Origin of the sequence: Lewinella cohaerens DSM 23179, assembly GCF_000379805.1 — a bacterium.
Taxonomy (GTDB): Bacteria; Bacteroidota; Bacteroidia; order Chitinophagales; family Saprospiraceae; genus Lewinella; species Lewinella cohaerens.
Window position 1 is genome coordinate 123,355 of record NZ_KB903534.1, and the last position, 14,834, is coordinate 138,188.

A 14,834-nucleotide genomic window follows, 5' to 3' on the forward strand; every position below is an offset into this window, starting at 1 on the left:
CTGTACCCCGGATTAATACAAGTTTAACTATTTAGACAATTGCGCTTTGAGGTTAGTAATACGCTGGTAGGATTCCAAGATGCGTTCTGCGGGAATCTCTCCGCTATCGAGCAGCTTGCGTAAAGTGGCAATGGTACGACGGGCGAGTGTCTCATCGTAATCTTCGAGGTTGTTGCCAAAAACGAGCATGTCAACCCCAGCGAGGATGGATTGCTTGATGATGGTCTCAAAATCGTAGAGTTTATTTACGGCGTTCATTTGCAGGTCGTCAGAAAAAACAACGCCATCATAATGGAAAGAGTCTCGAAGCATCCCCTGAATGTAATGTGGAGAGAGGGTAGCGGGGTAGATAGAGTCAATGGTGCGATTGAAAACGTGTGCCGTCATAACTGCCAAGGCTTCCTCCGAGGCGAGTAGTTGTTCAAAAGGTTCCAGCTCTTTGGGCGTCCAGGTAGCGGTGACGTCGGTGAAGCCTTTGTGGGAATCACTTTGTGAACTACCGTGACCAGGAAAATGCTTGAGCACAGAAAGAATACCTACTGTTGCATGGGGGGTGATCCAGGCGCGGGCATGACGGACAACTTGGTCGGTTGTAGCGCCATAACTTCGCTTGATTTTTCCAATCACGGGATTATCGGGATTGACGTTGAGGTCAACCACAGGCGCAAAATTGACATTGAAGCCTAGCGTTTTGAGGTTTGTCGCATTTTGGGTGGCATAAAAAGTGGTGGAGTCGGTGCTTTCTTTAGCTCCCATATCCTGGGCAGCAGCAATTTCAGGGAAACCATAAAAAGGACGTAGCCGTGTTACACGTCCTCCTTCCTGATCAATAGCGGTAAGTAAAAAGCCCGGTGCCAATGCCTGTAAGTCAGTGAGTAATTGACCAACCTGAGTAGGTGAGGCAATATTTCGACCGTAACGTTTGAGGCCTACGTCATAATCAAAGAGAATAATGTTGCCAATCTCTCCATTAGCTAGCTGATCTTTAACGATTGGGCTCACGCTGTCGATTTCCAACCCCCGGAAGCCCTGCATGATCAGCTGCCCTAGCATAGCGTCTGTAATCTCGGGGGTGGTGTCTTCCGTTGTAGATTCGGCAGAGGAAGTTGGTTGACAGGAGGTCGTAAGGAGTAACCCTGTCAGGAAAAAGAGAAGCGAATATTTGTGCATGGTGTGCCAGTTTGTTAGGAAGGATGCAATAATTTTGAATGTTTAACTGGTTAATATGTTTTTTGAATTCACCGCCCAGATTCTACCACCCCATCCCTTAATGAGTACTCTACCCCACTCTCCCCACAAACAGCTTTGCCTTGTTTATCAAATTCCAGCCGGTCGCCATGGGCGCTCATCCATCCGATTTGCCGGGCAGGATTTCCCACTACTAATGCATAGGGGGCAACATCTTTGGTGACGACACTGGCAGCTCCTACAAAAGCGTAAGTGCCTAAAGTAACGCCACAAACAATGGTAGCATTGGCTCCGATACTTACGCCTTTACGTAAGATCGTTGGCCGGTATTCGTGCTTGCGTTCGACGCCAGAGCGGGGATTGATAACGTTGGTAAATACGGCACTTGGCCCAATGAAGACGTCATCTTCGCAGATGACACCTTCATATAGGCTGACGTTATTTTGCACCTTTACATTGCGGCCCAGCCGGACTTTATTGGCAACAAACACATTTTGCCCCAGTGAGCAAGATCCACCAATAACAGCTCCTGGCATCAAATGGCAAAAATGCCAGATTTTGCTGCCCGCGCCGATTTGTGCGCCCTCATCAATAATCGCCGTGGGGTGAGCATAGTAGGTTGCACTCATGGGGTGGTTTTTAAGAGAAAAAGGCTTTCACCTGGGCACAGATATATGCGAGGGTATCTTCCTGTAGTTCACTGTGCATAGGCAGGCTGATCACTTCTTTGCAAAGGAGGTCGGTTGTTGGTAGAAAATCTACATCATTGGCTGCTGTTCCTTTGTAGGCGCTCTGTTCGTAAAGAGGTACCGGGTAGTAAATCATACTCGGCACACCTTTTTCTTTAAGGAAGGTCTGCAATTCTTCGCGCTTGCCATTGGTAACACGAAGCGTGTATTGATGGTAAACGTGCGTGCTGTTGTCCTGACGGGCCGGTGTTATCAGTGCCTCAATGCCTGCAAAGGCTTGGTCGTAGTAGTCGGCAGCTGCTTTGCGAGTTGCATTGTAGCTGTCCAGGTGCTGAAGTTTGATGCCCAGAATAGCCGCCTGAATAGAATCAAGCCGCGAATTGACACCGATTTCATCATGGTAGTACCTGCGATTTTGGCCGTGGTTGGCCACCATGCGTAGCTTGGCCGCTAGTTCATCGTTATCAGTATAGATAGCACCACCATCGCCATAGGCGCCAAGATTTTTGGAAGGATAGAAAGAGGTGCAACCAATATCACCTAAGGCACCTGCCGCTTTTACGGTACCGTCGGGAAAGGTATATCTGGCACCGATAGCCTGAGCATTGTCTTCGACGACAAACAAATTGTGCTTTTGGGCAACCCCCAGGATAGGAGCCATGTCGCAACATTGACCGAAAAGATTAACCGGAACAATGGCTTTGGTCTTATCGGTAATGGCTGCCTCCACGAGTTCTGCTGTTACATTGAAGGTGTGAGGATCAACATCTACCATCACTGGCTTTAGCTGTAGCAGGGCAATGACCTCGGCTGTGGCTACGTAAGTGAAGGCAGGAACGATGACTTCATCACCAGGCTGAAGGCCTAATGCCATCAGTGCTATCTGTAAGGCATCGGTTCCATTGGCACAAGGAATAACATGCTTTACACCAAGGTAGGTTTCTAAGTCGGCTTGGAATTTCTTGACCGCTGGACCGTTGATAAACGCACCGGAGCGGATCACATCAATTACTTGCTGGTCGATTTCAGTTTGCAGTTTTTCATACTGCGTCTTCAAATCAACCATGTGGATGGTAGGGGTAGTCGTATTCATGGCGGCAAAGATAAGCGCTTGTTGGGAAATTTTGAACGCACAGCACTAATCTCCTATGTAAAAAATAACGATAGGGTGAAACCTATGGGGAAAGCCTACGTATAAGGAAAAAATATATAACTGCTGAGGTACCCATCACATACATAAATACCTAGCCTTGGCATGGATTCCCAATTGAACATACAATATTTATGACAGTGGTATTCCCCATCGCTGAAACAGCACTGCAAAGTGTCCATCATTGCGAAGCACGCCAGGAAGGAAGTTGGATCGTTTATACTTGTAAACGTTGCCCTGGTTACGAACGAAAAATTCACCAGGATACTGGCCAAATTGCTATTAAAGGCCCTGCACCTTTTTCTGTTGAACATATTTGTGACAGAAGAGGAAGGAAAAGACAATAACAGAGGTGTTGTTGTCAATGTAGTCTGCTATAATACCTTTACGCCTCGTTCCCGATATCCCTTGAGGTCGTCGTGCTCTGGATGCAATTCCGTAAGGAGGTAATCAATGTTATTTAGTTCGCAAATCTGAATTTTCTGGGTACTCCCCAGTTTTTCTGCAATAGATAGTACTACCGTCTTTGTAGCAGCCTTGAGCATGGCTCGTTTTACAACGACTACTTCCCAATCAGAATCTGTAAGGCCATGGTCGGGGTCAATAGCATTGGCACCCATAAAGCAGATATCTGGACGCAATTGTTGCAATTGTGTGATAACTTCTCCCCCAATACTCACTTTGGCGGTAGGGGAAAGTAAGCCCCCCAGAAAGATGGTCTCACAGTTGGGGTGTTCCAGCAGCTGTTGAGCGGTAGACAGGCTCATCGTCAAAAAGGTGACTTTTAACTCTGGCGGTAAAATTCTGGCAATTTCTTTATTGGTACTCCCACCACTGATTAATACCAACATTCCATCTCTAAGCATACTAATGGCCTTTCGGGCAATAACGGTCTTCTCCTGATAGGCATAAATATCATTTTCTCGATAGGAATAGGAATGATAAGAGCGCGAAAGTGCTCCTCCTCGAACTTTGATCAGCTTATTGCGGTTGGCCAATTCCTGTAAGTCTCTTCGGATAGTATCCTCTGATACCGTAAACTTTTCGCTAAGGTCACTCAATAAAACTTTATTGTGAATATTGACTTCCCTTAGAATAAGCGCCTGTCTTTCTTTCTTTAGCATGAAGTTTACTTTTTGGGCGTTTGGATAGAAAAAGAACACTCGGCTGAATATTGCATAAAAATGCATAATGATAGCAGTTGTGCCGGTTTTGCGAAGTTGTGCTGGTTTTTGTTGCAATAAATTGCAATTTATTTAGCCTGTTCTGGCAATAAGTTGGGAAATTATGCTTAAATATGCAATGAAATAAGCATTAAGTCGCAAGCTTTTGTTCATTTCACCGCATTTAATTACAATCCTAACCAAACGTATACCAAATTCTATCGCCTAACTTGTACTCGTAGCTGTTTTACTTTTGCCAACACTCAACAGAATCTAATACTTCTTAGAATCTAAAATATCAGCTTTTGCAGGTTAGCCCCGAAGGATATACAAAAATTGGAGGCTATGCAAAAATCTTACACTTTACACCGCTTGCTGCCGGTTTTATGCTGCTTATTAGCCGGCTTTGCGCTACAGGCACAAAATCTCAACTTTACCGTTAACGGTACAATAGTTGATGAAAGCAAAACACCCCTCATTGGGGTAACTGTCCTTATTCCTTCTCTAGGTACGGGGTCTATTACTGATGTCGATGGGACGTACACCATCGAAGCTAGTGGCCCGGCGGCTACTTACGAACTTCAGTACTCTTATGTAGGCTTTACCACGGTTGCCGAAAGAATAGAAGTAACCCGTACTGGGCAAACTTTTACAATGGATGTAAGCTTGGGAACCGATGTTCTGAGAATGGATGAAGTAGTGGTTATTGGTTCTTCCGTAACTTCTAGTCGTCGTTCTTTAGGCAACTCCATCACCTCTGTCAAGGCCGAGGAACTTACCAACGCAAACCCTCAAGGCGTACTCAGTTCGCTACAAGGTAGGGTTGCTGGTGCCCAAATCGTACAAAACTCTGGTGATCCTGCCGGTGGTTTTTCGGTTAGGCTACGTGGCTCTAGTTCCATTCTTGGTAGCTCTGACCCGCTCTACATTGTAGATGGGGTCGTTATCAGTGCCGCAACTTCCAACGTTACCAATACCAATGTTTCCGCAGGAGAAGCACAGCCTGGTACCAACCGGATAGCGGATCTTAATCCCAATGACATTGAAAGTGTTGAAATAATCAATGGTGCCGCGGCCGCTGCGATCTACGGATCACGAGCTTCTAATGGAGTAGTGTTGATTACTACCAAAAAAGGAAAAGCGGGTAAGCCACAAATTACTCTTAGCTCCGGCCTGAATGTCAACCAAATCAGAGAAAAGGTTTACATCAACCTCAGAGGTGAACAGTTTGGTAGCGCAACCCAACGACTGTATCCTATCGCAGGTGCTGACCCCGTTACTGGCGGTCTTACGGTTGGTGCTAATTTCTCTACCGACAAAGTACCCGTTACGCGTTATGATTATCAAGACGAAATTTTTGACACGGGTATGGGCACAGATCAGNATCTTGCCATCAAAGGCGGAAATGAAAGCTCGAACTACTACGCGGCCCTTAATTATACGTTTAACGAAGGGATTGTACGCAATACGGATTTCCGCCGCTACGGCGCCCGCTTACGTTATAATCAAACCGTTAGCGACTGGATGAGCATCTCTATGGGCTTGAATTACAATAATTCTTACTCAAATGAGAAACCGGATGGTAACGTATTCTGGAGTCCGATCAACACCATTAATATTACCAATAATATATGGGACATCACCCAGCGTGATGAGTTGGGCAACCTGCAATCCGTAGAGCCTACTCGTGTAAACCCACTGAGTGTTATCGAAGATTTTGATATCAACCAGGAGGTAAATCGCGCCATTGCTGATGTGAAGGTTTCTATTTTTCCTTTTGAAGGATTTAGTCTGACTTATCTGGCAGGTGCGGATACTTACAACCAGTTGGGTAACACCTTCATTCCCCCGTATCCTTACAGCCCGGTAAATCCTGGTTACTTCGATGATGGTTATGCTTCTACGGCTACCAACCAGGTGTTTCAAATGAACCACGATATCAATGGTGCTTACACCACTATTGTTACCGATAATATCAGCTCTACAACTCAGTTTGGTTTTTCTTCTCAATTTTCGAAAAACCAATATACGGTTGCTGACGGCCGCGCATTAGCGCCTTTTGTAGAAACAGTGAGTGGTGCGGCCAATCCGTTTGCCCCACAATCTAATATTTCGCGGTTGCAAATTTGGGGTTATTACCTCCAGCAAACCTTCAGTCTGAAAGATCGCTTGTTCCTTACCCTCGCTGGGCGTGTGGATGGTGCAAGTTCGTTCAGCCCTGATAATCGCAACCAGTTTTATCCAAAGGTGAGCGGTAGTTACCTGATTTCTGACGAAGATTTCTGGCAAGGCAGTGGTATTAGTAATGCTGTTTCTACCTTCCGCTTACGTGCTTCTTGGGGGCAGGCAGGTAACCTTACAGGGATTGGCCCTTATGATCGGTTCAACAACTTCAGTACCGGTAACATTGGTGGTGATTTGACGATCAATGCCAGTAATACCCTCGCCAACCCCGATGTGAAGCCAGAACGCCAGACAGAACTGGAAATTGGTGCAGACTTATCGCTATTCAATGACCGGGTAGGCCTTTCTGCTACGTATTATCAGCAGGATATTGAAGACTTGTTGGTAAGACGTGTCCTTCCTGCTTCGCAAGGAGGTAAGGAAATTACTACCAACGTAGGAAATATGGAAAACAAGGGCTTGGAAATTGCCCTGACAGCGACTCCGGTTCGGACAAGCAAGATCAGTTGGGACATCTTTGCCAACTTTAGCCGCAACCGTAACAAGGTGTTTAACCTTGGCCAAACCCTAATCGGAATCAATAATGTAGCCGGTGCGCCAATATTCTTGGTGGAAGGGCAACCCATAGGCGTTTTCTACGGTACGTACCAAGCTACTGATGCTGATGGAATGTTGTTGACACCTGACGGCTTGCGTCAGCAAGAACGAGGTGATGTAACGACCAATACTCCTAGTCGCGATGCTGATGGTCAGCCAACAGGTGATCCTCTACGCCGTGTGATTGGCGATCCTAACCCTGATTTTATACTAGGCTTGGGCTCACAGATTAATATAGGTAAATTAAGCTTGGGCTTCTTGTTTGAATCCGTGCAAGGTGTTGATGTTTTTGATGCCGATAAAAGAACACGCCAGGGAGTTGGAGTTGGTGAATTTGCTGAGCAGGAATTGAGTGGCGAACTACCTCGTGGTTGGGTATGGTCGATCTATCCAATTTCGGAGTGGCGGATTAGTGATGGCTCATTTACTAAACTGCGTGAGCTTACTCTGAGCTATACCTTTGATGAATTATTTGATGGTGCTTTAAACAATACGGTACTAACGGTAGGAGGAAGAAACCTCTTCTCTATTGATGACTTTACCAGTTATGATCCGGAAGTGAATGCTGGTGGACAAAGTAACTTGCTACGTGGCGTGAACTTCGGCCAGGTTCCGATTCCACGTGTCTACACCGTGACCCTGAAGACCAACTTTTAGGAACTGCACAAATTGTCAAAGAATTTAAAATATTACGACATGAATCGTCTAAAAATATATCTAAAACACAGCGGTATTTTGCTGCTCAGTTTACTCACTTTTGTTGCTTGTGAAAAGGATTTTACTAATCCTGGGGCTGCTACAGAAGCTCAGGTGTTAAGTACACCTGATGGTGTGATTGGTTTGGCGGCTGGTGCACAGCGCCGATTTTCTGTTGGTCGGCAAAGCCCTGTTTATGCTACCGTTGCCGGTGCTGGGTTTACAACCGGAGAGCTGCGGCTTATCAACCCTGGCAATGCAGCAGAAAATGGTGTTTCTCTAGGTTATGCAGACCTGCCAGGTAGCAATGGTATTGTTACCAATATCTGGGAGCAGTGTCTATTGACACGCAATGAAACTGATAAGGTAATTGCCAATGCCGATATTATTCCTGATGCGAATACACGTGCCTGGACGATAGCTTATGCCTCGATTTTTCAGGCACTCGCTAACGGAACAATGGCCGACTTTTTTGAACAAGTTACCTTGGCGACAGAAGAGAATGCTACTTTCTCAAGCCGTGAAGAAGCCATCAAGGCAGCAATTTCATCGCTTGAAAAAGCGCGCGATGTGCTCACCAGTGATGATGGCGGGCTGAAGGAGCGCATTCCCGCAGATATTGATATCCCAAATACGGTGCAGGCATTACTCGCACGCTATTATCTGCTTGATGAGCGGTATAGTGATGCGATTAATGCTGCCAATGCCGTAGACCTAAGTGTGACTTCTACCTATACTTATGATGATGTTAGCACCAACCCCATTGCTTTTGTATCGATCCTGACCAATAATGTCTATCAGCCTGTTGACCTGACACTGGGTTTACCAACTGATCTTCAGCCAGACGCTGCAGACCAACGCCTGGCCTTTTATTTCCAGGATTTGAATCCTGCGATGAATGACTTCCGGGCAGCTGCCTTTTTTGATGATAATAAGGACGGTATTCCTATTTATCTGCCGGGGGAAATGTTACTCATCAAAGCAGAAGCTTATGCGCGGCAAGATCAGCTGAGCGATGCGATCGGTGCATTAGACGAAGTACTGACCAAGCAAGCAGATGATGATGCCTTTGGTATTGGTGCAGGATTACCCGCCTACAGCGGCCCGGAAACCCAGGCAGATGTACTGGCTGCGATCTATGCTAACCGTTGTATGGAGATGATGATGTCTGGATTACGCCTCGGTGACAGCAAGCGATTCAATCGTGCTGGCCCTAATGATGCTGATCCTGAAAGAAATAGAAACTGGTACCCTTATCCGTTCTCAGAACGCGATAATAACCCTAATACTCCTGATGATCCGGAGATTTAAAAGCAGTAAGGTAAGCATGTCTTACCTTACTACTTTTGGTCTAGTGATTGTTCTATAATCCATTTGAATGCCCCGCTCTTTGAGTGGGGCGTTTTTTGTTAGAAGAACCTCATGCTAAAGGATAGACCGATGGTAGTTGATCAAAGAAGGAAGGGGAGGGGAAATAATTGTTTTGATATAAAGGCCTCTTTGCAGCAGTGCTTCCTCCAGATAGGAGCGAAATTGTATGGCTATAGAGCCGGTGAAAGCGATGGCGGAATGATCATGGCCAGTCATTAAAGGCAATAGATACAGGTCCGTAAATTGCCCAAAGTCGGCGGTTACTTTTTTTTGTAAAAAGCTACTTTCAGGAAGCCATTTTTTTAACGCTGGTGCAAACTGGGCGAGGTACCTGCTGGGGTTGGTCGTTTGGTAAACTTCACTGATAATAGCATCTCTGCTGAGTTGGTATTCTTCCTGCAATGCTTTTTGGATAGCAGTAGGTAGTTGTTGTTGGAGAAACGCCAGTAGCAGTATTTTTCCCAGATTGGCACCTCCTCCTTGATCACCGAGTACGTAACCTAGTCCCCCGCGTTGGTCTACAATTTGCTTACCATCATAACGTGCAGCATTAGAGCCCGTGCCGAGAATACCTACAACTCCGGCCTCCTGTTGGCAAAGTGCTCGGGCGGCTGCTAGCAAATCCGTAGCCACAATAGGGGAAGGTAATGTTGGGCAGAAGTTGGAGAAATGTTTTTTTACTAGCGATTGGCCGTCATTTTGGGAACAACCAGTACCATAGTAATAAACACTATTCACCGATGAGTTATCACCAAGTTGGGCACTTATAAGTTGTAAGTTTTGTTGCCATTCTGCTGCGCTACTGAGAAAGGGGTGTAGCCCAGAGACCTCACCCTGGTGAAGTACTTGGTGAGGGGAGGCCAATACCCAAGCCAGCTTGGTTGCCCCGCTTTCTAGTAGGAGGAAGTTTTTCAATGCTTAGAAATACGCTGATGGGTTTCCATAGCATGGCGCACGCTGCCCGCTTCTAAAAGTAATGTGCGCGCTTCGGGATAAGGTATTTTTAAAGCTTGTACCAGCATGGTAGCCCCTCTGTCAATCAGTTTTTCGTTACTCAGCAGCATGTCGATCATCTTGTTGTCCAATACACGGCCCAGACGAACCATCACACTGGTGCTGATCATATTGAGTACTAGTTTCTGTGCGGTGCCAGCTTTCATGCGCGTGCTGCCTGTCACGAATTCAGGGCCAACCACCACCTCTACCGGAAAGTCGGCATGCTCAGTGATGGGAGCTCCTGGGTTGCAGGTAATACAGCCTGTAGCAATGCCATTTTCACGGCAACGAGCGAGGCCTTCGACGACATATGGGGTCGTGCCAGAGGCCGCAATGCCTATGACCATGTCTTGCTCATCTACATAGTGAGCCCGCAGGTCGGTCCATGCTTGTGAAGGGCTGTCTTCTGCGGCTTCCACAGCATTACGGATGGCTGTATCTCCACCCGCAATTATGCCGATAACCAAGTTGTCTGGCACGCCGTAGGTAGGGGGGCATTCACTAGCATCTAATATGCCTAGTCGCCCACTGGTGCCGGCTCCTATATAAAACAAACGACCACCTTCTTGCAAGCGTTCCGCCGTAGCAATTACAAGGGGTTCTATCTGTGGAATAGCGCGTTCTACAGCGGTAGAAACGGTTTGGTCTTCTTTGTTAATATTAACCAGAAGCTCCTTGACGCTCATACGTTCCAGATGCCTATATTCACTGGTGGCCTCGGTTATTCTTTTCATGGCGTTGCACTGAATGATTACCCTTAAAAATAGTTAAAATTGGATAAATCCTGCATTAATTCTTGCAGAATATTGCAAAAATGCAATTAATGACGTAGATTTTTCAAGATTAAGGTGCTTTTTTGCATGAAAGCTTCAAAAAAGTGAGAAAGGGTAAATGATGTTTTTTTGTGTTTTAAAGTTATTGATACGTTTGGAAGTGTATCTTTTGAGTAGGCTTTGGGTTATAAAATTAGAAGAGCTAAATCAACATCGCTAAATTTCGCTGATTTTGGCACAATTACAATGGACAGTTCCTGGCTTTGGTGGCAAAACCTATCTCGTGGGCTTGTATCACGGAGAAGACAGTGGTCACCTTATGGTACATTGTAACAACAAGGTGATGTTGGTAGATTTTGGTGTACAAACCTCTAAAGATTATTCCTTCTTCTTGGATGATGAACTTTTTGAAGTCAAAATTTTAAAAGAAGAAAACGGCACCTACGCTTACGATATGGTGCACAATGAAGAAATCGACAGCCCTCATAACCGCCGCCGCGAAGAGGGTAAAAAGAGCGATCGCAGAAGCATTATAGCCGGGGTAGGCTTAGTTATATTAATCGCCATCATTTTTTCTTTACTCTATTTTCGTGCTCCCGCTAAAGAGGCGGCGCTACTGACGGGCCTGGCAGAGGGTAGAGGAGCAGAGACTCAAGTGAGCCTTTTTCAAAAGCAAGATCGTTGGTATGCCAATTATCGGGTAGACAATGAAGTGGAAGAAGTAGCCCTGCCTGAATTAGGTGACCGTTCTCCCCTTGGCTTCCCACTGGCGGTGGGAGACCGCTTCAACGCTCGCTATGCCCCCACAGATACCGACCTTGTTTTTATCGACTGGCACAACCTCGTTCCTGCACAGTTAGAGCGCTATTTTCAATTGACCATGGCCCTGCATGCAGAACAGCATCCTGAGCTTGCGGCCCGCCAGGTATTGTGCCAGCTGCAGTTGGCACTAGCACTGGAAGGTGCGGCAGGATTGGCCAAATTCTATCACCAAGACCAACAGAATCAGTCGGAATACAATAGAGATGCTTACCTGCGTTTGGTACGTGGCACCGAGTTTAAGCAGCGAGTGAAGGAGTGTTTGTAAGGGGTTGTCACGGTAATACGATAATTGATTTAGAACTTTTAGAGAGTGGTCTATATATGGTCTCTATCGTTTTAGGTAATTTTGAAAAAGTGGAAAAAATAGTGGTTAGATAAATAGGCGTAAGGACAAGCTGATGTTTCCCAAAACAGAAACCTCCTCAAAACTGTTATAAAACGAATTTACAACGCACAAATCTCTACTCAAGTGATTTTGGTCACGCCAAAATATTTTCTTGTTGGTATCTTTGTGTTTTTATGAACTAGCTTACGTTCAAACATTAATCTTGTGACACAAACTCAAGTGATTGCTGTTTATCAGCCCACTTTACAAGCTATTGCAGTCAGAATGCTAGGGTCAATGACCGATGCGGAGGATGCCGTGCACGATACTTTCCTGAAATGGTTGACTATAGATACCACCAAGATCGAGAACATCAAGGCCTACCTGGTGCGCATGGTGACCAATGCTTGTCTGAACATCATCAATGCACGCAATAGAAGGAAAAATGCACCACTGGAGGAGTTCCAGGAAGTGTTGGAAGACAAGAACGTCGAAAATACATTGACGCTCTTTGATGTAGAAAACCAGCTCAATGAAGCCTGGACATTTATGCATCGCAAGTTAGAACCCATCGAGCGCGGCATCTTTGTTTTGCGAGAGCTCTTCAACGTAGATTATGAAGACCTACAGGTAATCTTTGACCGAAAAGCAGACAACTGCCGCAAGATTGTTTCTCGCGCAAAAGAGAAATTGAAAACACCCGAGTTTCCAAGGTTGCCGATCTCTCTACCTCAATTGCACCTACTGGAAAGTTTTAGGAATGCATGCCAAAAAGGCCACCTCGCCCCATTGATCAGCGATCTCTACGCAGACCTTTTTGAAGAAAATTAAACCTCTTTTGTCACAAAGTTGATTTTGTATTGTCTTAGACTAAAGACAAACAAACAACTCATGGAAGTCATCATCCCCTTTTTTTTAATACACTGGTATACATCGCTGTTTTTTCAAACATTCTTTCTCCATCGGTATGCATCCCATCAAATGTTCACCATGTCTAAAGCATGGGAACGCGTTTTTTTCGTCCTGACCTGGATATTTCAGGGCTCCAACTATCTGAGTGCCTACGGCTACGGCATCATGCACCGTATGCACCATGCCTTTGCCGACACCGAAAAGGATCCTCATTCGCCTACTTATGATGAGTCGATCTTCAAAATGATGTGGAAAACCAAGACCATTTATTCCCAAATAAATAAGGGACAAGTAGAGATCGATAAGCAGTTTACCCAAGAGGTTCCTCAGTGGTTGGCGTTCGACAAATTTGCGCGCTCTGCAGCATCGCGTATCATGTGGGGTGCCATGTATGTGGCCGTTTATTATTTCTACGCAGATGTGTGGTGGTTGTGGCTATTACTACCTGTGCAATTTTTGTTGTCTCCGATCCACGGCGCCATTGTCAACTGGTTCGCGCACAAGTATGGTTACGTCAATTTCCCATTAAAGAATACATCTAGAAATTTCCTTCCATTTGATTTTTTAATGATGGGAGAGAGCTATCATAACAACCACCACATGCACGGCAGTCGTGCCAATTTTGGAGGTATTCGCTGGCACGAGATCGATCCCACCTATTATATTATCCGGATATTGGATAAGCTGAGAATCATTAAATTGAAAAAGGTTCGGGCATAAAAAGACCCAAAAAACAGTCGCTCCGCTTATCTTTGTCCAAATTCTTAGCCTTTGGATCATCTTGTACAACATATTGAAAGCCTCATTTTTACCACCGATCACTCGATCAGCCTGGAAGAAATCGACAGCGTGCTGGAAGAAGCCTTCGGGCTCAACTTTCCTGATGAGCAGATTATTGAAGCAATAGAAGAACTGAGAGAACGCTATGCTGCTCCTGGCTACGCTTTTGAGATCGTAGAGATAGGTGGCGGTTATCAGTTTCTTACCAAAGGCGCTTATCACAATACGGTAGGGGTCTTTCTGCGGCAAACCACCCACAAACGGCTATCGCGCTCGGCGCTCGAAACACTTTCCATCGTGGCTTATCGCCAACCGGTTACAAAATCGGAGCTGGAGGCCATCCGAGGAGTGAGCTGCGATTACGCCATGCAGAAACTATTGGAGAAGGAGCTTGTTATCATTGTAGGTCGTAGCGAGGGGCCAGGTAGGCCACTGCTCTATGCTACCAGTGAGAAATTCATGGATTATTTTGGTCTCAAAAGCATGGATGACCTGCCCAAGCCCAAAGAGTTTAGCAACCTCGAGAATGCCATCGGCGAGCATGCTCCCATTGAAGAAGATATTGAAAACTATAGGAGCGGAGCCGCCACGCCAGGCAAACAAGAGGAAGAGTAAGCTTTATAGCACCAAGTGTAAAGGTTTGGAGACTGTTCATTAAACCTCAGATTAAATTATGGATCAACCCCTCGTAAATCGGGTCGCAAATAGTGGATTGATTACCCTAAAGTTGGAGGAGTTTTTTCCGACGCAGGAGCTGGCTATCTTTGATTTGAAGGATTATCTCTTCATGGAAATGATCCTGAAAGAGAAAGACTTTCGCCAAGCATTAAAAGAACATAACTGGGAACAGTACCAAGACAAAATTCTGCTGGTTTACTGTTCTGCTGATGCGATTATCCCGGTTTGGGCATACATGCTGGTGGCGACTTACGCAGCACCTTATGCACATGATATTTTTCAGGGAACAGCAGATGATTTTTACCGGAGTTATTTCCTGCGCCAATTGGATCAACTCGACACGGAGCAATACCGTGACCAACGCTTGGTCATCAAAGGGTGTAGCGATCACCCTGTACCCCCGGCTGCTTATTTAGAGATTACTCGCAAACTTCAGCCATTGGTCAAAAGCATCATGTACGGTGAGCCTTGCAGTACCGTGCCAGTGTATAAGCAGCCTAGGAAATAAGA

At 45.8% G+C, this 14,834-nt stretch carries 14 protein-coding genes; 8 read left to right on the forward strand and 6 right to left on the reverse strand.

From position 1 onward, the window contains the following. Positions 1-27: 27 nt before the first annotated feature. The 3 genes from A3EU_RS0105355 to A3EU_RS0105365 form a co-directional block, all read right to left on the reverse strand. Positions 28-1,170, reverse strand: a complete 1,143-nt coding sequence (locus A3EU_RS0105355; RefSeq protein WP_020535101.1) for a glycoside hydrolase family 3 N-terminal domain-containing protein — start codon at positions 1,168-1,170, stop codon at positions 28-30. A gap of 68 nt (positions 1,171-1,238) precedes the next feature. Beyond that, positions 1,239-1,817 carry an acyltransferase gene (locus tag A3EU_RS0105360; protein ID WP_020535102.1) on the reverse strand — a complete coding sequence of 193 codons (579 nt, stop codon included), beginning with the start codon at positions 1,815-1,817 and terminating at the stop codon, positions 1,239-1,241. Positions 1,818-1,827: 10 nt separating this feature from the next. Further along, entirely contained in the window at positions 1,828-2,970 is a 1,143-nt protein-coding gene (locus tag A3EU_RS0105365) for a DegT/DnrJ/EryC1/StrS family aminotransferase (RefSeq protein ID WP_020535103.1), read from the reverse strand. A gap of 191 nt (positions 2,971-3,161) precedes the next feature. Here A3EU_RS0105365 and A3EU_RS34170 point away from each other — a divergent pair, with 191 nt between their 5' ends. Beyond that, positions 3,162-3,374, forward strand: a complete 213-nt coding sequence (locus A3EU_RS34170) for a hypothetical protein (protein ID WP_020535104.1) — start codon at positions 3,162-3,164, stop codon at positions 3,372-3,374. Between the two features lie 27 nt (positions 3,375-3,401). On the opposite strand, the gene A3EU_RS0105375 is transcribed toward A3EU_RS34170, so the two are convergent. After that, entirely contained in the window at positions 3,402-4,151 is a 750-nt protein-coding gene (locus tag A3EU_RS0105375; RefSeq protein WP_020535105.1) for a DeoR/GlpR family DNA-binding transcription regulator, read from the reverse strand. Positions 4,152-4,535: 384 nt separating this feature from the next. Here A3EU_RS0105375 and A3EU_RS0105380 point away from each other — a divergent pair, with 384 nt between their 5' ends. Beyond that, positions 4,536-7,628, forward strand: coding sequence for a SusC/RagA family TonB-linked outer membrane protein (locus tag A3EU_RS0105380; RefSeq protein ID WP_020535106.1), 3,093 nt, complete (start codon positions 4,536-4,538; stop codon positions 7,626-7,628). Between the two features lie 39 nt (positions 7,629-7,667). Further along, positions 7,668-8,978, forward strand: a complete 1,311-nt coding sequence (locus A3EU_RS0105385) for a RagB/SusD family nutrient uptake outer membrane protein (protein ID WP_020535107.1) — start codon at positions 7,668-7,670, stop codon at positions 8,976-8,978. 114 nt (positions 8,979-9,092) lie between these two features. Here A3EU_RS0105385 and A3EU_RS0105390 read toward each other — a convergent pair whose 3' ends face one another. Both A3EU_RS0105390 and murQ read right to left on the reverse strand, forming a co-directional pair. Beyond that, positions 9,093-9,953 carry a hypothetical protein gene (locus A3EU_RS0105390; protein WP_020535108.1) on the reverse strand — a complete coding sequence of 287 codons (861 nt, stop codon included), beginning with the start codon at positions 9,951-9,953 and terminating at the stop codon, positions 9,093-9,095. Beyond that, positions 9,950-10,768 carry an N-acetylmuramic acid 6-phosphate etherase gene (gene murQ, locus A3EU_RS0105395; RefSeq protein WP_020535109.1) on the reverse strand — a complete coding sequence of 273 codons (819 nt, stop codon included), beginning with the start codon at positions 10,766-10,768 and terminating at the stop codon, positions 9,950-9,952. The genes A3EU_RS0105390 and murQ overlap by 4 nt, the downstream gene beginning before the upstream one ends. A 271-nt stretch (positions 10,769-11,039) precedes the next feature. Here murQ and A3EU_RS0105400 point away from each other — a divergent pair, with 271 nt between their 5' ends. From A3EU_RS0105400 to A3EU_RS0105420, 5 genes are all read left to right on the forward strand, one after another. Next, entirely contained in the window at positions 11,040-11,894 is an 855-nt protein-coding gene (locus tag A3EU_RS0105400; protein WP_020535110.1) for a hypothetical protein, read from the forward strand. Positions 11,895-12,179: 285 nt separating this feature from the next. Continuing rightward, positions 12,180-12,785: a sigma-70 family RNA polymerase sigma factor gene (locus A3EU_RS0105405; RefSeq protein WP_020535111.1), complete on the forward strand. Its 606-nt coding sequence runs from the start codon at positions 12,180-12,182 to the stop codon at positions 12,783-12,785. Positions 12,786-12,845: 60 nt separating this feature from the next. Further along, positions 12,846-13,586, forward strand: coding sequence for an acyl-CoA desaturase (locus tag A3EU_RS0105410; RefSeq protein WP_026211238.1), 741 nt, complete (start codon positions 12,846-12,848; stop codon positions 13,584-13,586). A 51-nt stretch (positions 13,587-13,637) separates the two neighbouring features. Continuing rightward, complete coding sequence (gene scpB / locus A3EU_RS0105415) at positions 13,638-14,261, forward strand: SMC-Scp complex subunit ScpB (protein WP_020535113.1); 624 nt, start codon at positions 13,638-13,640, stop codon at positions 14,259-14,261. A gap of 58 nt (positions 14,262-14,319) precedes the next feature. Beyond that, entirely contained in the window at positions 14,320-14,832 is a 513-nt protein-coding gene (locus tag A3EU_RS0105420) for a DUF2480 family protein (protein WP_020535114.1), read from the forward strand. Positions 14,833-14,834 lie beyond the last annotated feature (2 nt).